The following is a 20469-nucleotide window of genomic DNA, read 5'->3' on the forward strand; positions in this document are numbered from 1 at the left end:
TTCGGAGCGCCTCGCGCTTTGATTTAAATAGCGGCTTGATCGAAAATACCGGCTCTGATTGCCGGGCGGCAAGGATGCCTCGTATGCCTCGCCCTTCGCGGCGGCGGCTGCGGGGCATTGTTCATTTTGGGGACCAGTTTGAAACGGCGTATCGAGATCGGCATCCTTTATTCCCGCTCGGGCAGCTATCAGCTCGTGTCGGATGCGTGCCGCATGGGCGCGATGCGCGCGATCGCCGACATCAACGCCGACCGCGGCCATGGCATCGAGCTGGTGCCGGTCGAGCGCGATCCGCAAAGCAATGCCGATCGCTACGCAACGCTCTGCGAGGATATCTTCAAGACGAGCAGCGCGCGTCATGTGGTCGGCTGCGTCACCTCCTGGAGCCGCAAGGAAACGATCCCCGTGCTGGAGAAGGCCGGCGGCATGCTCTGGTACGCCTGCCCCTATGAAGGGTTCGAGGCCAACGAGCATGTCGTCTACATGCACGCCTGCCCCAACCAGCACCTGGTGCCGCTGATGGCCCATGTCGTGCCGCGCTTCGGCGCCAACGGCTTCCTGCTTGGCTCGAACTATATCTGGGGCTGGGAGATGAACCGCGTGGCGCGCGACCTGATCGCGGATGCCGGCGGCAAGGTGCTGGGCGAACGCTATCTGCGCATCGGCGAGACCGACGTGTCGCGGCTGATCGCTGAAATCCGCGCCACGCGGCCGAACTTCATCCTCAACAACCTGATCGGCACCTCCTCCTATGCCTTCCTGGCCGCTTATCGCGAGCTGGCGGGCGAGGATGCGGCCTTCGGCCCCGAAACCTGCCCGGTCATCTCCTGTAATCTCACCGAGGGCGAGCTGCCGGCTATCGGCGAATCGGGGAAGGGGCATTTGTCGGTCGGGCCATATTTCGCGCCGCGACCGGCCGCGTTCGCCTCCTCCTTCGAGGCGTCCGCCTATGCGTCCGTGCAAGTGATGGCGGACGTGCTCTCCCGCGACCCCGACGCCGGTCCGGCCGAGTTTTCAAAAGCTTTCGCCGAACGGCGCTTCTCCACCCGGCTCGGACCGATCGCCATCGACGCCCACACCCAGCACGCGACGCTGCCGGTGATCATCGGACGGATCGCGGACGGGTTCTTCGAGGTCGTCAGCCGCGAGGACGAGGTCGCGCCGGATCCCTATCTGTCACGCTACGACCCCGCCAAGACATTCGGCCGCCCGCGCCTGAGGGTGGTGTCGTGACCAGGACACGCATTCCCAATCTGGGCGGCGCCAGGGCGTTCGTCATGCATCGTCCGCATCCGACAGTGCAGGCGATCACCCGGCAATTGTCGGCCATCGGCCTGATCACGGTGGACTGCTGGCCGGAACTGCCGGCCGAGGCGCTGGCCGCCGATTTCGTCTTCTTCGATGCCGATCTCGGCTTCGACGAACAGTTTCCCTGGAGGCCGGGCGAAGCGCAGATGCCGCTGGTGGCGCTGATCGGTTCGGAAGCGCCTGGCCGTATCGAATGGGCGCTGTCGCACAAGGCCGACGCACAGCTTTTGAAGCCCGTCGGCACTGCCGGCGTCTACAGCGCGCTGCTGATCGCGCGCCAGAGCTTTGAAGCGCGCAAACACCTGGCCAGCGAGATTGCATCGCTTCGCCAGCGTGTCGCCGAGCGACAGACCATCGTGCGCGCGGTCGAGGCGCTGTCAAAGGGAGCGGAAGATGGCCGTGCCTACGCACAGCTGCGTTCGCTGGCGATGAGCTGGCAGATCAGCATCGAGGAGGCCGCGCGGCGCATCGTGGCGATGACCGAAGAAGGTGACGATGACCAATCCCATCGCGCCTGATCTTCCGGCAACCGCGCGCATGCCAGGCAAGCCACGCGCCGGCGTCTGGCGTCGGCTGTTCCAGCGTCCGCTGGCGCTGATCGGCCTGGTGATCGTCGCCATCGTGGTGGGCGGCGCGATCCTGGCGCCATGGCTGACCGGCTACGATCCCAATGAGCAGATGTTCGACGGCCTGACCATCGAGGGCTCGCCACTACCGCCGAGCGCCCATTTCTGGCTGGGCACGGACCTGCTCGGTCGTGACCTGCTGACCCGCATCCTCTACGGCGCGCGCACGTCGCTGATCATCGGCGTCGTCGCCAACGGCGTGGCACTGCTGATCGGCACGCTGGTCGGCGTCACCGCCGGCTATTTCCGCGGCTGGATCGGCAGCGTGCTGATGCGCTTCACCGACCTGATGATGGCCTTTCCGGCACTGCTGCTGGCGATTTGCCTCGCGGCGGTGTTCCAGCCGAGCCTGTGGATCGTCGCCATGGTCATCGCGCTGGTGAACTGGGTGCAGACCGCGCGCGTCATCTACACCGAGACCAGTTCCTTGTCCGAGCGCGAGTTCATCGACGCCGAACGCACCATCGGCGCCAGCGCGCCGCGCATCCTGTTTCGCCACATCCTGCCGCATCTGCTGCCGACGATCATCGTCTGGGGCACGCTCGGCATCTCGACCACGGTGCTTTTGGAAGCGACGCTCTCCTTCCTCGGCATCGGCGTGCAGCCGCCGACCGCTTCCTGGGGCAACATCATCTTCGAGAACCAGACCTATTTCCAGGCAGCGCCCTGGCTGGTGTTCTTCCCGGGTGCCGCGATCCTGGCGCTGGCGCTGGCCTTCAACCTGATCGGCGATGCGCTGCGCGACATCCTCGACCCGACACAAAGAGGCCGGGCATGATCGCCTATCTTGGCCGCCGCATCATCCAGTCGGCTCTGATCCTGCTCGGCGTCTCGCTGATCACATTCGCGCTGCTCTATCTGCTGCCCGCCGATCCGGTCAGGCAGATCGCCGGCCGCAGCGCCACGCCCGAGACAGTCGAGAATATCCGCCGCCAGCTCGGCCTCGACCAGCCTTTCGTCGTCCAGTACTGGCACTATCTGACCCGCCTGCTCAGCGGCGACCTCGGCCGTTCCTACATCCAGCGTTCGCAGGTTACCGAGCTGATCGTCTCGCGGCTGCCGGCGAGCCTGCTTCTGATGGTTGGCGCGATCCTGTGCGAGCTGGCGATCGGCCTGACCATGGGCCTCATTGCCGCCGTCAAGCGCGGCACCGCCACCGACCAGTCGCTGATGGTAGCCTCCTTCGTCGGCGTCTCGGCGCCGCAATTCGTCGTCGGCCTGCTGCTGCTCTACGTGTTCGCGGTGCGGCTCGGCTGGTTTCCGATCGGCGGCTACGGCACCTGGCGCCATCTGGTGCTGCCTTCGCTGACGATGGGCATCCTCGGCGCCGGCTGGTACGCGCGCATGATGCGCTCGTCGATGATCGACGTGCTCCGGCAGGATTATGTGCGCACCGCGCGCGCCAAGGGCCTGGCACGCCGTGCCATCCTCTTCCGCCACGCTTTGCCCAACGCCATCCTGCCGGTGATCGCCATGATCGGCATCGACATCGGCATCTTCATGGGCGGCATCGTGGTGGTCGAAAGCGTGTTCGGCTGGCCCGGCATCGGCCAGCTCGCCTGGCAGGCCATCCAGCGCGTCGACATTCCAATCATCATGGGCGTCACGCTGGTTTCTGCCTGCGCCATCGTGCTCGGCAATCTCCTGGCCGACGTCATCACGCCCTTCATCGATCCCCGTATCAAGCTCAGATGAAACCAAGAAAACAAGCCAAAGAAAGGGAACATAAAATGAAGAAGTTTCTGGCCTCCACCGTGGCGGCATCGGCGCTGGCGCTGATGCTTGGCATGACAAGCGTTCGCGCCGAGGACACCATTGACCCCAACGCCAAGCAGGGCGGCGCCATCACCATCACCTACAAGGACGATGTCGCGACCCTCGACCCGGCGATCGGCTATGACTGGCAGAACTGGTCGATGATCAAGAGCCTGTTCGACGGGCTGATGGACTATGAGCCGGGCACCACCAACCTGAAGCCCGATCTCGCCGAAAGCTATGACATCTCGCCCGACGGCAAGACCTTCACCTTCAAGCTGCGCCATGGGGTGAAATTCCACAATGGCCGCGAGATGACCGCCGACGACGTGAAATATTCGCTCGACCGCGTCACCAATCCGAAGACGCAGAGCCCCGGCGCCGGCTTCTTCGGTTCGATCAAGGGCTATGACGATGTCGCCGCCGGCAAGGCGACAAGCCTCTCCGGCGTCACCGTCGTCGATCCCTATACGGTCAAGTTCGAACTGACCCGTCCCGACGCCACCTTCCTGCATGTCATGGCCATCAACTTCTCGCATGTCGTGCCGAAGGAAGAGGTCGAGAAATACGGCGCCGATTTCGGCAAGCATCCGGTCGGCACTGGCGCCTTCAAGCTCGCCGAATGGACGCTCGGACAGCGCATCGTCTTCGAGCGCAACGCGGACTATTGGCACAAGGGCCTGCCGCATCTCGACAAGATCACCTTCGAGATCGGCCAGGAGCCGATCGTGGCGCTGCTGCGCCTGCAGAAGGGCGAGATCGACGTGCCCGGCGATGGCATTCCGCCGGCCAAGTTCCAGGAAGTCATGGCTGATCCCGAGCAGAAGGCCCGCGTCGTCGAGGGCGGCCAGCTGCACACCGGCTATGTCACCATGAACACCACTATGGCGCCCTTCGACAATGTGAAGGTGCGCCAGGCCGTCAACATGGCGATCAACAAGGCGCGCGTCGTCCAGATCATCAACAACCGCGCGGTGCCGGCCAACCAGCCGCTGCCTCCGTCGATGCCGGGCTATGACAAGGAATTCAAGGGCTATCCCTATGACGTGGCCAAGGCCAAGGCATTGCTCGCCGAGGCCGGCCACCCCGATGGCTTCGAGACGCAGTTGTTCGTCATGAACACCGACCCCAACCCGCGCATCGCCCAGGCCATCCAACAGGATCTGGCGGCGATCGGCATCAAGGCCAGTATCCAGTCGCTGGCGCAGGCCAATGTCATTGCCGCTGGTGGCGACAAGGCCGGCGCGCCGATGATCTGGTCCGGCGGCATGGCCTGGATCGCCGACTTCCCGGATCCGTCGAACTTCTACGGCCCGATCCTCGGCTGCGCGGGCGCTGTTCCGGGTGGCTGGAACTGGTCGTGGTATTGCAACAAGGACCTTGACGCCAAGGCGGCCGAGGCCGACGCCGTGGTCGATCCCGCCAAGGCCGGCGAGCGCGACAAGATGTGGAGCGCGATCTACGAAAAGGTGATGGCGGACGCCCCCTGGGCGCCGGTCTTCAACGAACAGCGCTTCACCATGAAATCCGCGCGCATGGGTGGTGCCGACAACCTCTATGTCGACCCGGTCCACATCCCGATCAACTATGACAATGTGTACGTAAAAGATGTGCAATAACTGCGATTATACCATCCACGGGCGCCATCATCATTTCGGCTGGGACAATTCCTTTGTCCCGGCCGAGAAGGTGGCGCCCGGCTCGACCATCGAGTTCCAGTGCCTCGATTCGTCAGGCGGCCAGTTGACGCCGGACAGCACGGTCGGCGACATCGCCAAGCTCGACTTCGCTAGGATCAATCCGGTGACCGGGCCGATCTTCGTCGACGGTGCGGAGCCCGGCGATGCGCTGAAGGTGACGATCGAGATGTTCAAACCGTCCGGCTTCGGCTGGACGGCGAACATTCCGGGGTTCGGCCTGCTCGCCGACGACTTCAAGGAACCGGCGCTGAACATCTGGAAATATGACGCGGCCTCACTGGAGCCGGCTTTGTTCGGCAGACAAGGCCGCGTGCCGCTGAAGCCTTTTGCCGGCACCATCGGCAATGCGCCGGCTGAAAAGGGCCATCATTCGGTGGTGCCGCCCCGGCGTGTCGGCGGCAATCTCGACATCCGCGATCTCGCCGCCGGCACCACGCTTTACCTGCCGGTGGAAGTGGCGGGCGCGTTGTTTTCCGTCGGCGACACGCATGCCGCGCAGGGCGACGGCGAGGTGTGCGGCACGGCGATCGAGAGCCCGATGGACGTCGTGCTCAAGCTCGACCTGGTCAAGGATGCCAGGCTGAAGACGCCGCGCTTCACCACGCCCGGACCGGTGACACGCCATCTCGACGCCAAGGGCTATGAGGTGACGACCGGTATCGGGCCGGACCTGATGTCGGGCGCCAAGGAAGCGGTCGCCCAGATGGTCGACCTGCTTGCCGGCCGGTACCAGATCGATCCCGTCGAGGCCTATATGCTGGCTTCGGTGTGCGGCGATCTGCGCATCAGCGAGATCGTCGACATGCCGAACTGGGTCGTCTCATTCTACTTCCCGCGCTGCGTGTTTGAATGATTTCGCGTCAGCGCCAAGGGACCCCCCTCTGTCCTGCCGGACATCTCCCCCTCAAGGGGGGAGATCGGCCGTCACCGAGGCCGGTTTCCCCCATTGCAACGCTAGGGATTGGCGAAATCCTGCGCGCAGTCCGATCTCCCCCCTTGAGGGGGAGATGGCCGGCAGGCCAGAGGGGGGCGCGACGGAATAAATCCCTCGCAAGGCTGCGCACGCGATGACCAGCGAAACAAAGCCCATTCTCGATATCGCCAACCTCTGCGTCAGCGTGCGCGGCGAGGATGGCGAGCGCGAGGTCGTGTCCAACCTCTCGCTGCGGCTTTCGCGCGGCGAGACGCTTTGCATTGCCGGAGAATCCGGCTCCGGCAAATCGATGACGGCGCTGGCGATCATGCAGCTGCTGCCGCAACCGGCGGCCCGCATCTCCGCCGGGACGATCCGACTTCACGACAAGGACCTGGGCGATAGCGAGCTGACTGGTCGCAACGAGCGCCAGATGCGGCGCATTCGCGGCGACCGCATCGCCATGATCTTCCAGGAGCCGATGACATCGCTGAACCCGGTGTTGTCGATCGGTCGCCAGCTCACCGAATCCATCGAGGCGCATACCAGCCTGTCGCCGGCCGAGGCGCGCAAGCGCGCCATCGAGGCGCTGAAAGCGGTGCGCATCTCGGAAGCCGAAAGTCGGCTAAAGCAGTTTCCGCACGAACTGTCCGGCGGCATGCGCCAGCGCGTGATGATCGCCATGGCGCTGGCGCTCGAGCCCGACGTGCTGATCGCCGATGAGCCGACGACGGCGCTCGACGTCACCGTGCAAGGCGAGGTGCTGGAGCTGTTGCGCGACCTGCAGCGCGAGCGTGGCACCAGCGTCATCCTTATCACCCACGACATGGGCGTGGTCGCCGAAATGGCCGACCGTGTCATCATCATGCGGCATGGCCGCATGGTCGAGGAAGGAAAGGCCGCCGACATTTTCGCGCGACCGCAGGCTGCCTACACCAGGGAATTGCTGGCGGCCGTGCCGCGCATCGGCGCAGGCGTCGGCCGGCAGGCGTCCAGGGACACCGAAGCAGCGGCATCGGCGAATGTCGCCGAGGTAAAAGACCTGCATGTCCGCTTCGACCTGCATGGCGGCTTCTTCGGCAGGGTCAACCGCCGCGTCCACGCCGTCGAAGGTATCAATTTTTCGATCGCGCCCAACGAGACGCTGGCGCTGGTCGGCGAATCCGGCTGCGGCAAGTCGACCACCGCCAAGGCGCTTGCCGGGCTGGTGCCTTACAGCGGCGACATCGTCGTTGGCGGGCGCAACCTGTCGGGCCTTGGCCGCGACGAGCGTAAGGCGGTGCGCCGCGACGTGCAGATGATTTTTCAGGACCCCTTCGCCTCGCTCGACCCACGCATGCGCGTCGGCGACCTCGTCGCCGAGCCGCTGGTGATCCACGGCATCGCCTCGAAGGAACAGCGCAGCCAGCGCGTGGCAGCGCTGTTCGAACGCGTCGGCCTGACGACCGACCAGATGGAACTCTATCCGCACGAGTTCTCGGGCGGCCAGCGCCAGCGCGTCTGCATAGCGCGTGCGCTCGCCCTGCGGCCGAAACTGATCATCGCCGACGAGAGCGTCTCGGCGCTCGACGTGTCCGTGCAGGCGCGGGTGCTCGACCTTTTGAAGGAGCTGCAGCGCGAGTTCGGCGTCGCCTATCTGTTCATCTCGCACGACATGGCGGTGGTCGAGAACATTTCTGACCGCGTTGCCGTCATGTATCTCGGCCAGATCGTCGAGATGGGCACGCGCGACCAGGTCTTTTCCAACCCGCGCCACCCCTATACAAGGCGCCTGATCGAAGCAGTGCCGGTGCCCGATCCGGCAAGGCGAAGGAGCCGCTTCGCGCGCCTCGAGCAGGAGATACCGAGCACCACCCGCAAGATCGGCGAAGCGCCGATGAAGCTGGCCCTGCAGGATGTCGGCAACGGGCATCTCGTCGCCGCCGGGAATTGAGGTCCGCCAAGTGACGGCCCTGCTCTGCCTCTTTGCCTACCTGATCGCGTCCAGCATCTGTCTTTGCCGGTGCATCTCCAGGAAAATCCGGTAGTCGCGGTCGAAGCGCGGGCCAGAGGCCGGGTTTGACGCGCGCTCCTTGCCGCCCTGCTGCATGGCAAGACAGGCGGCGTTGAGATCGGGGAACAGCCCGGCGGCGGTGGCGGCGACCATGCCGGTGCCGAGCAGCACCGCCTCGTCGGCCAGCGGCTCGATCACCGTGCAGCCTGTGGCATCGGCATAGAGTTCCATCAACAGCGGGTTCTTGGTGTGGCCGCCGGTGACATGCAGCGTGTCGATCAAATAGCCGTTCTCGTTCAGTGCCTCCAGCACATGGCGCACGCCGAGCGCGATGCCGACGGCGGTGCGCCAGTAGAGCTTGCACAGGCTGTCGAAGGAGGCATCCAGCGTCAGCCCGCTGACCACGCCGACGGCATGCGGGTCGGCGAGCGGCGAACGGTTGCCATGGAAATCCGGCAGCACGTGCAACCTCGCGGCAAGGTTCTCACCTTCAGTGGCGCGCAACTCCGCGACGCGCCGTGCGATCTTGGCATGCATGGCGGCGTCCGGCTCGCCGCCGGCGCCGTGCCAGCGGATGATGTGGTCGAGCAGGGCGCCGGTGGCGGACTGGCCGCCTTCCGACAGCCACAGCTTCGGCAATGCCGCGCCATAGTAAGGACCCCACACGCCGGCGAAAGGCTGCGGATCGGGCGACATCGCCATGACGCAGCTCGACGTGCCGGCGATCAGCGCCAGATGCCGGCCGATGTTCTGTTCATCGCCGGCAAAACCACCGAGCACGCCAAGCGCGCCGGCATAGGCATCGATGACCCCGGCGCCGACCCGGCATTTTTCGGTCAGCCCAAGCTCCGCTGCCGCCCGCGCGGTCAGCGGCCCAATATCGGCGCCGACTGGGCTGGCCTTTTCCGGCAGGTTGCCGTGCTCGAAAAGATCGTCGAGACCGACGATGTCGAAGAAGTCCCGCCGCCATGCGGTTTCTTCATGCGCGAGATAGGTCCATTTGGCCGTCAGCGTGCATTGCGATCTGGCGAGCGAGCCGGTCGCCTGCCAGGTGAGGAAGTCTGCGAGGTCGAATAGGTAGCCGGCTTCATTCCACGTTTCCGGCAGGTTTCGCTTCAGCCACATCAGCTTCGGCGTCGCCATTTCCGGCGACATGACGCCGCCGATATAATCGAGCACGGCGTGGCCGCTTGTCGTGCATTCGTCGGCCTCGGCAATGGCACGATGGTCAAGCCAGACGATGGTGTCCCAGCGCCTGTCGCCGGTGACGGACACGCTGAGCTGGCCGCCTTGCCGGTCACGCACGACCAGCGAGCAGGTGGCGTCGAATGAGATGCCGACGACATCCTCGGCGGCGACGCCTGCCTTGGCCCGGGCAGCACGCGCGGCGGTACAGACCGCCGACCAGATATCGCGAGAATCATGCTCGGCGTGATCCGGCTTTGGCTGGTTCATGGCGATCGGATGTTCGGCGCGGCCGAGCAAGGTGCCAGTTGTATCGAGAATGCCCGCGCGGGCGCTCCCGGTGCCGACATCGACCGCGCAAACGAACTGTTTCGTCAAGATGCTCTAACTCTCGCTCCCAGGCCTGCAATGATATCGGGCAATTGCAGCATGTCAGCGAATATAAAGTCCGGTTGCATCGACGCAAGCCGTGCTTTGAGCGCCGGGTTGCCGGCATGCGAGCCGCCGGTGAAGGCGAAGACGTGCATACTTGCGGCCCGCGCCGCCTCGACACCCGCCGGACTGTCCTCGATGACGAGGCAGTTTTCAGGTTTGACCCCCATGGCCGTGGCGGCGTGAAGGAAGAGATCCGGGGCCGGCTTGCCCCGCGTCACCATGGCGGCGCTGAACAGGTGTGGTTCCAGCAGGCCGAGCAGCCCCGTGACGTCAAGCGCATAGCGGATGCGGTCGAGCGTGCCTGAAGAGGCAACGCAACGAGGCACGGAGAGCTTCGGCAGCATCTCGCTGACGCCAGCCACCGGCTTCAGCTCCTCGCGAAACCTGCGCATCAGCTCGACGCGCATCTCGGTCAGCTGCGTGTCGGTGATATCAAGCCCGAAGTCGCGGCCGAGGATCTCTCGGACGCTCTTCATGCTCTTGCCGAGGAAATGCTCGTAGGCGGTATCCTCGTCCATGGTGCCGCCGGCTAGCTTGATCATGCCGAGCAGGGCGGAGACGGAGAGCCCTTCGCTGTCCACCAGCACGCCGTCGCAGTCGAAGATGACCAGTTCGGGCGCCATGGCCTGGAATGGTTCTCAGAGCTGGCCGGCGAGATAACGCGTCAGCGTGGCGCGGGCGCCGTTCGACCAAAGGACGCCGAGCGCATGGGCGAAGGCTTGCGCGAAGGCTGTCGAGCGGCCGACGTCGCCATAAATGTCCTCCATGGCAAGCCACGCGGCCGGCGTATCCTTCGCCGCTTTTGCCGTAGCCTGCAGCCGGTCCCAGCTCGGGTCGTTGGGTTCGATGATGGCGCCGCTATCCGTCGTGCCGAAGCAGTAGCGGCACCACAACGCTGATTCCAGCGCCAGGCCGGCGACGCCTTTTCCCGCCTTCAGCCTGTCGGCGATGGTCGGGATGATGAACTTCGGCTGGCGGTTGGAACCGTCGAGGCACAGCCGGCGCACAGTGTCGCCGATCTTGGGATTGGAGAACCGGCTTTCGATCAGCTGGTAGTACTCCTCCAGAACGGTGTCCGGCACCGGCGGCACGGTCGGGATGATTTCCTCCCGCTCGAGCTTGGCCAGGAAGCCGCTGACCAGCGGTTCCTGCATCGCCTCGTGGACGAAGTGGATGTCCATCAGACCGGCGGGATAGGCGATGGTCGCGTGGCCGCCATTGAGGATGCGGATCTTCATCAGCTCGTAAGGCGCGACATTCTTGACGAACTGCACCCCGACCTTCTCCAGCGCCGGTCGCCCTGCGGTGAAATGGTCTTCCAGCACCCATTGCCGGAAGGGCTCGCAGAAGACCGGCCAGTTGTCCTCCAGCCCGAAATCCGCGGCCAGTATGCCGCGCTCGCGGTCAGTGGTCGCCGGTGTGATACGGTCGACCATGCCATTGGGAAAGGCGACCTTGTCGCTGACCCATTTCGCCAGATCCCCATCGATCAGCCAGGCAAGGCCGATGACGCCGGCGGATGTGACGTGGCCGTTGTGGGGAATGTTGTCGCACGACATCACGGTGAACGGCACGGTGCCTTCGTCGCGACGGCGCACCAACCCGGCGAGGATGATGCCGAACACCGTCTTCGGCGTCGCCCCTGGCTGCGCGTCCGCGACGATATCGGGATGGGTCGGGTTGAAAACGCCGGAGGCCGGGTCGATGAAATAGCCGCCCTCGGTGATGGTCAGCGAGACGATCTTGATCGCCGGATCGGCAAGGCGTTCGATGATCGCCGATGCATCGCCAGGCGTCAGGAAATCGATCATCGCGCCGGTAACACGGGCGCTCATATGGCCGCTATCCTGCTCGACCACGGTGGTCAGCCAATCCTGCTCTTCCAGCTTGACGCGACCGATCTTCTCGCCCTCGAAGACACCGGCGCCGATCAGCGCCCAATCGTGGCCGATGCCTGAATTGAACAGATCGTCGAGATAGACAGCCTGGTGCGAGCGATGGAAATTGCCGACGCCGAAATGCACGATGCCGGCCTTCAACGCGGAGCGGTCGTATTTCGGACCAGCGACCTTGGCGGGTAGCCTGGAGAGATTGGAGGAGGAGAGTTTCACGGTCATCTGCTTTACCCTTTTGGCCGGGCTACGGCCTTCGTTCATGGGAACAAGGTCGGGGCGCCACACCTTCCAAGGTCAGTGCGGCCTTTCATTTTGATAGCGGCCTCTGCTCCTCGCGGAGGAACGGAGAACAGAGGCCATCCCCCTCAGCTCATCCACTGGCCGCCATCAACATTGTAGGTCTGGGCGACGATGTATTCGGCGTCCTCGCTGGCGAGAAAAACCGCCATGCCTGTGAGGTCCCGCGCCGTGCCCATGCGGCCGTAAGGCACCGCCTCGCCGACAAGCTTTTTCTTCTCGCCCCTGGGCCGGTTCTCGTATTTGGCGAACAGGGAATCGACGTGATCCCAGTGTTCGCCATCGACCACGCCCGGCGCGATGGCGTTGACGTTGATGCGATGCTTGATCAGGTCGAGCCCCGCCGACTGAGTGAGCGAGATGACGGCGGCCTTGGTGGCGCAATAGACCCCGACCAGCGCCTCGCCACGCCGTCCGGCCTGGCTTGCCATGTTGATGATCCTGCCGCCCTTGCCCCGCGCGATCATCGAGCGGCTTGCCGCCTGCAGCATGAACAGCGTGCCGGCGACATTGACGGAGAACAACTTGTCGTAGCTTGCCTTGGTGATCTCGACGATCGGCGCCAGATCGAACAGGGCGGCATTGTTGATCAATATATCCAGCCCACCGGTCTTTTCCTCGACAGCCTTTACCGCCGCCTCGATCGAAGCCAAGTCTGTGACATCGAGTTTCACGGCGTAGGCCTTGTCGCCGATCTCGGCGGCAGTCTTCTCGGCAGCTTCCAGATTGATGTCGGCAATGGCGACAATGGCGCCTTCACGGACATAGCATTCGGCGAAGGCCCTGCCGATCCCGCGTGCCGATCCCGTGACCAGCGCCGATTTGCCCTTCAGCCTCACTGCGCTATCGCCTTGCCGTCGGGGCCGAAGCGATGCAGCTTGGCCTTGTCGGGCGTCAGATAGATCGTGTCGCCGTGATGAACGGCGAGTTCGCCATCGGCACGCACCGTCAGCGGGCCGACACCGTCTGCCTGGACGTGAAGGAAAGTGTCGGAGCCGAGATGCTCGGCGACGCCAACGACGGCTTTCCAGTCCCCGGCCGTCGTCGAAATCTGCATATGCTCGGGACGGATGCCGATGGTCTTGACGCCATATTTGGCGGCGGGCGCGCCCTCGATCAGGTTCATCTTCGGCGAGCCTATGAAGCCGGCGACGAACAGGTTCTTCGGGGTCTTGTAGAGTTCCATCGGCGAGCCGACCTGTTCGATGTTGCCGGCGTTCAGCACCACGATCTTGTCGGCCATGGTCATGGCCTCGACCTGGTCGTGGGTCACATAGATCATGGTGGTCTTGAGCTGATGGTGGAGTTCGCTGATTTCCAGCCGCATGGTGCCGCGCAGGGCGGCATCGAGGTTGGATAGCGGCTCGTCGAACAGGAAGGCAGTCGGCTGACGCACAATGGCACGACCGATGGCGACGCGCTGGCGCTGGCCGCCGGAAAGCTGGCCGGGCCGGCGTTCGAGGTAGTTGGTAAGGTTGAGCACACGCGCCGCGTCTCCCACCTTCCTGTCGATGGTGGCCTTGTCCTCGCCAGCCATCTTCAGCGGGAAGCCGATGTTCTTGGCCACCGTCATGTGCGGATAGAGCGCGTAGGACTGGAACACCATGGCAAGCTTACGCTTGGCCGGCGCTTCGCCGGTGACGTCGCGGCCATCGATATTGATGGTGCCGCCGCTGGTGTCCTCCAGGCCCGCGATCAACCGCAGCAGCGTGGACTTGCCGCAGCCCGACGGACCGACGAAGACGACGAACTCACCGTTCTCGATCACCAGGTCGAGGCCGGGGATGATCGATGTCGCCCCGAAGGACTTGGAGACGTTCTTGAGCGTGATGTTTCCCATGGTTTCCTCCCCGAGGGGTTATTGTCCGTCGTCTTTTTGCTCGTAGCGTTACTTCACGGCGCCAAATGTCAGGCCGCGCACCAGCTGCTTCTGGCTGAACCAGCCCATGATCAGGATCGGGGCGATGGCCAGCGTCGAGGCCGCCGAAAGCTTGGCCCAGAACAACCCCTGAGGGCTGGAGAACGAACTGATGAAGGCGGTGAGCGGAGCGGCATCGGTGGTGGTCAGCCGGATCGTCCAGAACGCCTCGTTCCAGGCCAGGATGATGTTGAGCAGCATGGTCGAGGCGATGCCGGGCACCGCCATCGGCGTCAGCACATAGATGATCTCGTTCCACAGTGATGCGCCGTCCATGCGTGCCGCTTCCAAAATCTCGCCGGGGATTTCGCGGAAGTAGGTGTAGAGCATCCACACCACGATCGGCAGGTTGATCAGCATCAGCATGATCATCAGGCCGATGCGGGAATCCAGCAGTCCGAGGTTGCGGAAGATCAGGTAGATCGGGAACAGCACGGCGACCGCCGGCATCATCTTGGTGGACAGCATCCACATCAGGATGTCCTTGGTCCGCTTGGTCGGCGAGAACGCCATCGACCATGCCGCCGGTATCGCGACCAGCAAGGCAATGATGGTCGAGCCGACCGAGAGGATCACCGAGTTGAGGAAGAACTTGAAGTAGCCGCTTTGCGCCTGGACCTCGGAATAGCTCTCGAACGTCCCCGACGGGATCAGGCTGAAGCCCTGGATGGCCTCCTGCTCCGACTTGAACGAGGTGATGATCGTATAGAGGATCGGGAAGAAGATCAGCAGCGCGACGATCCAGGCGGCCGCGGTCGCAATCGTCTTGTGTTGGGTGGTGACGGAGCGTGCCATGATTTCCTCCCTTACTTGTCCAGGTTCTTGCCGACGGCGCGCATGGCGAAGAAGGCGACGATGTTGGCGAGGATGACGGCGATGATGCCGCCGGCGGATGCCTGGCCGATTTTGAACTCCAGCAAGGCCTTCTGGTAGACGAGGAAGGGCAGGTTGGTGGAGGCGTAACCCGGGCCACCATTGGTGGTGACGAGGATTTCTGCGTAGACCGACAGAAGGAAGATCGTCTGGATCAGGATGACGACGGTAATGGCGCGCGACATGTGCGGCAGCGTCAGATAGATGAAGCGGCTGACAAAGCCGGCGCCATCCATCTCGGCGGCCTCCTTCTGCTCGCCGTCGAGCGACTGGAGGGCGGTCAGAAGGATCAGCGTCGCGAACGGCAGCCACTGCCAGGCGACGATGATGATGATCGCGGTGAGCGGATACTGCCCGAACCAGTCGATCGGCTGAGCCCCGAAGAAGCGCGCAATATCGGCAAAGACGCCGTATTGCGGGTGCATGATCATGTTCTTCCAGACCAATGCGGCCACCGGCGGCATGACGAAGAACGGCGAGATGACGAGGATGCGCACGATCCCCTGTCCCCAGATCGGCTGATCAAGCAGCAGCGCCAGCAGGGTGCCACCGATCACCGTGATCAGTAGCACGCTGACGACGATGGTGAGCGTGTTGAGGATCGACTGCAGGAACGCCGGGTTGGAGTAGAAAAGCGCGTAGTTGGAGAAGCCAACGAAGCCGTCACGGATCGGGTTCAGCGGATTGTACTGCTGGAAGGAGAACCACAGCGTGAATGCAAGCGGAACAACCATCCAGACCAGAAGCAGCACGACGGATGGCGCCATCATGAAACGGGCAAGCGAACGGGTCTGCTGAGTAGCCATGACGGTCACCCTTCAAGGTCAGACTGAATTTTCTGAGTTGTAAAAGCGGCCGCCCGAACTGGGACTCGGGCGGCCGTTGCCGGTCATGATATGCGACCGGCATTCGGCACCGGGAGGAGCCTTACTTGATATAACCGCCTTCGGTCATCGTCGAGGTGGCGACGTCCTGGGCCTGCTTGAGCGCATCGTCGACGCTCGACTGGCCGGCGAGAGCCGCCGAGAAGAGCTGGCCGACGGTCGTGCCTAGACCCTGGAATTCAGGGATGGCGACGAACTGGACGCCGACATAGGGCACCGGCTTGACGGTCGGATGCGTCGGATCGGCCGCGTTGATCGAGTCCAGCGTCATCTTGGCGAACGGCGCCGCCTTCTGGTAGTCGGGGTTGGCGTAGAGCGAGGAACGCGTGCCGGGAGGAGCATTGGCCCAGCCTTCCTTCGAAGCGACGAGATCAGCGTAGTGCTTGCTGGTCGCCCAGGACACGAACTTCTCGGCGGCGTCGGCCTTCTTGGTGCCGGCGGGAATGGCCAGCGACCATGCCCACAGCCAGTTGCCGCGCTTGCCCAGCCCATTATCGGGCGCCAGGGCATAGCCGACCTTGTCGGCGACGGTGGAGTTCTTGGGGTCGGAGACGAAGGACGCGGCGACGGTAGCGTCGATCCACATGCCGCACTTGCCCTGCTGGAACAGCGCCAGGTTCTCGTTGAAGCCGTTGGACGATGCGCCCTCAGGACCGTCGGCCTTCATCAGGTCGACATAGAACTGCAGCGTCTTCTTCCACTCGGGCTGATCGAACTGGGGCTTCCAGTTCTCGTCGAACCAGCGCGCGCCGAAGGAGTTCGACATCGCCGTCAGGAAGGCCATGTTCTCGCCCCAGCCGGCCTTGCCGCGCAGGCAGACGCCGTTCACGCCGTTGGCGCGGTCGGTCATCTTGTCGGCGGCCTGGCGGATGAAATCCCAGGTCGGCGCGTCGGGCATCTTCAGGCCCGCCTTGTCCATCAAATCCTTGCGGTACATGACGAAGGAGCTCTCGCCGTAGAAGGGCGCGGCATAGAGCTTGCCGTCGACCGAAAGGCCGCCGGCGATGGCCGGGATGATGTCCTTGGCGTCGTAGTCGTCGCCGAGCTTGTCGAGCGGCAACAGCCAGCTCTGCTTGGCCCAGATCGGTACTTCATAAGTGCCGATGGTCATCACGTCGTACTGGCCGCCCTTGGTGGCGATGTCGGTAGTGACGCGCTCGCGCAGCACGTTCTCTTCGAGCGTGACCCACTGGAGCTGGATGTCGGGGTTAGCCTTGGTGAAGTCGTCGGTCAGCTTCTGCATGCGGACCATGTCGCCATTGTTGACGGTGGCGATGGTGATGGATTCGGCATGTGCGGCGAACGCGAGTGCGCTGGTCGAGCACAAGCCCAGGATGAGCGTGCGAAGTTTCATCAAATTCCTCCCATGGACCAAGATGAGCATTTGCCTTGGCTTTGAGCAATTACTCACCTGCCATGAATTATGTCAAGCCGGATTCGATGCTGCAGCGCAGCACGCAGCGTCGAACAAAGGACGGTAGAAGGACAGGATGATGCGAGTTCGTCCCGTTACAGAACGGCAAGGAATGATCGTGCGGGCTTGCCGGACCAAAGCTGGCCGGCCGAAGGCAACTTGTCAGCAGGCGATCTCGGCCAGCACCCAGTCTCGGAAGGCGCGGATCTTCGGCACGTTGCGTCGTGCTTCGGGATAGACCAGCCAATAGGCGTGGCCATCGTCGCCGACCAGATCGAAGGGCTGGAACAGGCGGCCGTCGGCAAGCTCGTTCTTGAACAGCGCCCTAGTCAGGATCGCCACGCCATGGCCGGCAATTGCCGCATTGGCCTCATAGGCTTGCGCGCCCATGCTGCTGCCGGGCCGGCTGGCAAGGTCGTGCGCATGGACACCGGCGGTGGCAAACCACTCCCTCCACCAGATGTCGCCGGGGTCGAGGATCGGCAATCGCAGGAGATCGGCGGGCTCGTTGACGCCGCCGATGCTCGCCGCGAGCTTCGGGCTCAGCATTGGCGTGAAATCGGCGTCAAGCAGCTTGTGCGCTTCAAGGCCAGGCCAGTTGCCGCCGCCTGAGCGAATGGCGATATCGACATCCTCGCGGGCGAAATCGGTCAGGCGGCTCGACGTCTCCAGCCGCACGGCAAGTGCTGGATGCGCGATCTGGAACGAACCTAGCCGATGCGCCAGCCAGTTCGAGGCGAATGTCAGCACCGTGGTGACGCACAGCAACCCATCGGCCCCGCCGCGCGCCGCGGCATAGGCCTGGCCAAGAATGGCGAAGGCCTCGCTGACGGCGGGCGCCAGCCGCTGTCCAGCCTCGGTCAGCGCGATCTGTCGCGGCCGGCGCAGGAACAGCGGCGCGCCGACGCGCTCCTCCAACACCTTGATCTGATAGCTGACCGCCGCCTGCGTCATGCCGAGTTCGCCAGCGGCCTTGGTGAAGGAGAGATGCCGCGCGACCGCTTCAAACACCCTGATCGCTTGCAGCGGAGGGAGTTGCGAAGCCTGTCGCCAGCCGAGGTCAGGCATAAAACCTCCTTATGGGTCGTTATCGACGTTCGATTGGCAAAGGCGGTCGACAGGACCGACATTCAGCATCAACCCGTCATTCGGGTTCAGGATAGCGAAGGTTGACGATCATGACCATGGCTCGGCAGAAGTGCACTCCCGCTCCGGATCATCGCTGGATTTCGTGGATCACGGATGGATTTGGCTGGTTCGCGATCAGAAAACGCGTGCATCTCGACATCCGGGACCTGTCACCGCATCTGCAGCGTGACCTGGGTTTCCTCGATGGCAACGACCCTTTCGGGCGGCACAAATAGCCTCGCTGGCTTTATGCCGGATCAGCCGGCCGCCAGCAGCGCGGCGGCGGTCCGCTCGTCGGTGATGAGGCCGTTGACCAGCCGCCGGTTCACGGCCGCGAGGATGCCCGGCAGTTTCCGCTCGCCCATGGCAAGCGCTATGACAAGCGACTTCTCGCGTGATGGCAGCGCCGCCGACGACACGCGGTCGTTGGTGATGCCGTCGATCATACGGCCATCGCGATCGAACACCCAGCCGACGATTTCGCCGACGCCGCCCGCCTTCTGCAGTGCCTTCAACTCACTTTCCGATATGAACCCGTCCTCATATAGCGGCGCCTTGGGGCCAAGATCGCCGATGCCGACGAATGTGACATCAGCCTCGGCGGCGAGCGCCAGCGTCGGCTGGATCATCGACTGGTTGAGCAGCATCTCGCGCTCTTCCGGCGAGGAGGCGATGACGGGCAAGGGCATCGGGAAGGACCGTGCCTTGACCCTGTCGGCCATGGTGAAGATGACGTTGTAGAAAGCGGCCGAGCCGTCCGGCGAAATGTTGCCGGTCAGCGACACCACCTTGTGCTGCGGGCACTCCATCGGCGGCAATTGCTCGATCGCTGCCTTCAGCGTGCGGCCGGTGCCGATCGCCATGACGATCGGGGTCGGCGAGCGCAAGCGTCGCTCGATCTCGGCGGCAGCCGCCTCGGCGATGCCGATCGTGGTGGAGGACGAGGAAGGGTCGCTGGGCACCACCTCGACCAGATCGAGCGCGAAGCGCGATTTCAGCCGGGCCGAGAGGTCGAGGCAATTGGCGATCGGGTGGTCGACGCGGACCTTGATCAGGCCTTCCGAGACGGCCAGCGACACCAGGCGCTGCGCCGTCTGCCGAGAAATGCCGAGCGTGGAGGCAATCTGGTCCTGCGTGTTGCCGGCAACATAATAAAGCCAGCCCGCGCGCGCCGCGTCGTCCAACCTGTTGCTGCCGCCGTCCTGCCGGGAATTCAAGTCCTGCCTCCAGAGAGCCCGCCTAACATCCAGGCGGAGCCATAGTCTCGCAGGGAATTCACCGGCGCGCAATTGCCAATCAGCAGGGCAATTGCCTGACATTGTCGATGGAGCATTGGTATCCTGGCAACCATTCCAGAGAGGGAGGAAAGAACCGCATGGGCGGCCCCCGGCGGTTTATCTCGCGACACGGACCTGCATTTTTGTGCATGTCGTCATTTCAAAACCGCGAGCACTTTTGGGCGACATGCATTAAGGGAATCGCAAAGAGGAATCTAGCATGACGCCGAAAGCGGTTTTCTGGGACATGGACGGAACGCTGGTCGACAGCGAGCCGCTGCACGAGGCGGCGCTGATCGCGGCACTGCGAAACGCCGGCGTCGCGCCGCCGGCCGACCTGCATCAGCGGGTGCTCGGCGTCGCCGCATGGCCCGTCTACGAGATGCTGCGCGACGAGTTCGGGCTGGACGTACCGTTCGACGAATGGATCAGCCGAAAATACGATCACTATCTGCCGCTGACCGCGACGCTGAAGCCGCGCCCCGGCGCGATCGAGATCTTCAACGAGTTGCGCGCGCTTGGCGTGGCGCAGGCGGTGGTGTCCAATTCCGACCGCCTGGTCGTCGACGCCAATCTGCGCGTGGTCGGCCTGAGCTATCCCGGCATGAAGACGGTCAGCCGCAACGATGTGCGCGAAGGCAAGCCGCATCCGGAGCCCTTCCTGCGCGCCGCCTGGCTGGCGGACGTCGACCCTTCGCAAGCGGTCGCCGTCGACGACAGCTGGACGGGCGCCATGGCCGGGCTGGCCGCGGGGATGAAGACGATCTTCTGGCCGGAAGCACCGATGGCAGGCCCGCCCGGCGCCATCGCCATCAACAGCGCTGAAGAATTGCGGAAGCAATTAGGACTCTGAAGAAACCCGCCCACG

The 20469-nt window shown here is 63.9% G+C and carries 19 protein-coding genes; 9 read left to right on the top strand and 10 right to left on the bottom strand.

Annotated features, from left to right (window positions below; all coding sequences use genetic code 11):
* The first annotated feature begins 138 nt into the window (after positions 1-138).
* The 7 genes from LGH82_RS18405 (at position 139) to LGH82_RS18435 (ending at position 8235) form a co-directional block, all read left to right on the top strand.
* On the top strand, positions 139-1233 hold the full coding sequence (locus LGH82_RS18405) for a transporter substrate-binding protein (RefSeq protein WP_227344098.1): 1095 nt from the start codon (positions 139-141) through the stop codon (positions 1231-1233).
* The gene (locus LGH82_RS18410) at positions 1230-1826 is read left to right on the top strand and encodes an ANTAR domain-containing response regulator (protein ID WP_227344099.1); all 597 of its coding nucleotides are present in this window, start codon (positions 1230-1232) and stop codon (positions 1824-1826) included. The genes LGH82_RS18405 and LGH82_RS18410 overlap by 4 nt, the downstream gene beginning before the upstream one ends.
* On the top strand, positions 1804-2712 hold the full coding sequence (locus LGH82_RS18415) for an ABC transporter permease (protein WP_413771371.1): 909 nt from the start codon (positions 1804-1806) through the stop codon (positions 2710-2712). Before LGH82_RS18410 ends, LGH82_RS18415 begins: the two co-directional genes overlap by 23 nt.
* Positions 2709-3629 carry an ABC transporter permease gene (locus tag LGH82_RS18420; RefSeq protein ID WP_227344100.1) on the top strand — a complete coding sequence of 307 codons (921 nt, stop codon included), beginning with the start codon at positions 2709-2711 and terminating at the stop codon, positions 3627-3629. The genes LGH82_RS18415 and LGH82_RS18420 overlap by 4 nt, the downstream gene beginning before the upstream one ends.
* A gap of 83 nt (positions 3630-3712) precedes the next feature.
* Positions 3713-5308, top strand: a complete 1596-nt coding sequence (locus LGH82_RS18425; RefSeq protein ID WP_413771471.1) for an ABC transporter substrate-binding protein — start codon at positions 3713-3715, stop codon at positions 5306-5308.
* Entirely contained in the window at positions 5298-6242 is a 945-nt protein-coding gene (locus LGH82_RS18430; protein WP_227344102.1) for an acetamidase/formamidase family protein, read from the top strand. Before LGH82_RS18425 ends, LGH82_RS18430 begins: the two co-directional genes overlap by 11 nt.
* Before the next feature lie 214 nt (positions 6243-6456).
* Positions 6457-8235 carry an ABC transporter ATP-binding protein gene (locus tag LGH82_RS18435; RefSeq protein WP_227344103.1) on the top strand — a complete coding sequence of 593 codons (1779 nt, stop codon included), beginning with the start codon at positions 6457-6459 and terminating at the stop codon, positions 8233-8235.
* Positions 8236-8271: 36 nt separating this feature from the next.
* Here LGH82_RS18435 and LGH82_RS18440 read toward each other — a convergent pair whose 3' ends face one another.
* The 9 genes from LGH82_RS18440 to gcvA form a co-directional block, all read right to left on the bottom strand.
* Positions 8272-9858, bottom strand: coding sequence for an FGGY-family carbohydrate kinase (locus LGH82_RS18440; RefSeq protein ID WP_227344104.1), 1587 nt, complete (start codon positions 9856-9858; stop codon positions 8272-8274).
* Positions 9855-10538 carry an HAD family hydrolase gene (locus tag LGH82_RS18445; protein WP_227344105.1) on the bottom strand — a complete coding sequence of 228 codons (684 nt, stop codon included), beginning with the start codon at positions 10536-10538 and terminating at the stop codon, positions 9855-9857. The genes LGH82_RS18440 and LGH82_RS18445 overlap by 4 nt, the downstream gene beginning before the upstream one ends.
* A 15-nt stretch (positions 10539-10553) precedes the next feature.
* Entirely contained in the window at positions 10554-12032 is a 1479-nt protein-coding gene (locus LGH82_RS18450) for a mannitol dehydrogenase family protein (RefSeq protein ID WP_227344106.1), read from the bottom strand.
* 143 nt (positions 12033-12175) lie between these two features.
* Positions 12176-12946 (bottom strand): L-iditol 2-dehydrogenase, encoded by a 771-nt coding sequence (locus LGH82_RS18455; RefSeq protein WP_227344107.1) that lies wholly within the window; start codon positions 12944-12946, stop codon positions 12176-12178.
* Positions 12943-13947: an ABC transporter ATP-binding protein gene (locus LGH82_RS18460; protein ID WP_227344108.1), complete on the bottom strand. Its 1005-nt coding sequence runs from the start codon at positions 13945-13947 to the stop codon at positions 12943-12945. Before LGH82_RS18460 ends, LGH82_RS18455 begins: the two co-directional genes overlap by 4 nt.
* A 48-nt stretch (positions 13948-13995) precedes the next feature.
* Positions 13996-14820, bottom strand: a complete 825-nt coding sequence (locus LGH82_RS18465; RefSeq protein ID WP_227344109.1) for a carbohydrate ABC transporter permease — start codon at positions 14818-14820, stop codon at positions 13996-13998.
* Between the two features lie 11 nt (positions 14821-14831).
* Entirely contained in the window at positions 14832-15704 is an 873-nt protein-coding gene (locus LGH82_RS18470) for a carbohydrate ABC transporter permease (RefSeq protein WP_227344110.1), read from the bottom strand.
* 121 nt (positions 15705-15825) lie between these two features.
* Complete coding sequence (locus LGH82_RS18475; RefSeq protein ID WP_227344111.1) at positions 15826-17136, bottom strand: ABC transporter substrate-binding protein; 1311 nt, start codon at positions 17134-17136, stop codon at positions 15826-15828.
* Positions 17137-17358: 222 nt separating this feature from the next.
* Entirely contained in the window at positions 17359-18264 is a 906-nt protein-coding gene (gene gcvA / locus LGH82_RS18480) for a transcriptional regulator GcvA (RefSeq protein ID WP_227344112.1), read from the bottom strand.
* A gap of 110 nt (positions 18265-18374) precedes the next feature.
* Here gcvA and LGH82_RS18485 point away from each other — a divergent pair, with 110 nt between their 5' ends.
* Complete coding sequence (locus tag LGH82_RS18485) at positions 18375-18560, top strand: hypothetical protein (protein WP_227349631.1); 186 nt, start codon at positions 18375-18377, stop codon at positions 18558-18560.
* 21 nt (positions 18561-18581) lie between these two features.
* Here LGH82_RS18485 and LGH82_RS18490 read toward each other — a convergent pair whose 3' ends face one another.
* Positions 18582-19541, bottom strand: coding sequence for a sugar-binding transcriptional regulator (locus LGH82_RS18490; protein ID WP_227344113.1), 960 nt, complete (start codon positions 19539-19541; stop codon positions 18582-18584).
* A 280-nt stretch (positions 19542-19821) separates the two neighbouring features.
* Here LGH82_RS18490 and LGH82_RS18495 point away from each other — a divergent pair, with 280 nt between their 5' ends.
* Positions 19822-20454: an HAD family hydrolase gene (locus LGH82_RS18495; RefSeq protein ID WP_227344114.1), complete on the top strand. Its 633-nt coding sequence runs from the start codon at positions 19822-19824 to the stop codon at positions 20452-20454.
* Positions 20455-20469: the final 15 nt, after the last annotated feature.

It is taken from the genome of Mesorhizobium sp. PAMC28654 (assembly GCF_020616515.1).
Lineage (GTDB): Bacteria > Pseudomonadota > Alphaproteobacteria > Rhizobiales > Rhizobiaceae > Mesorhizobium.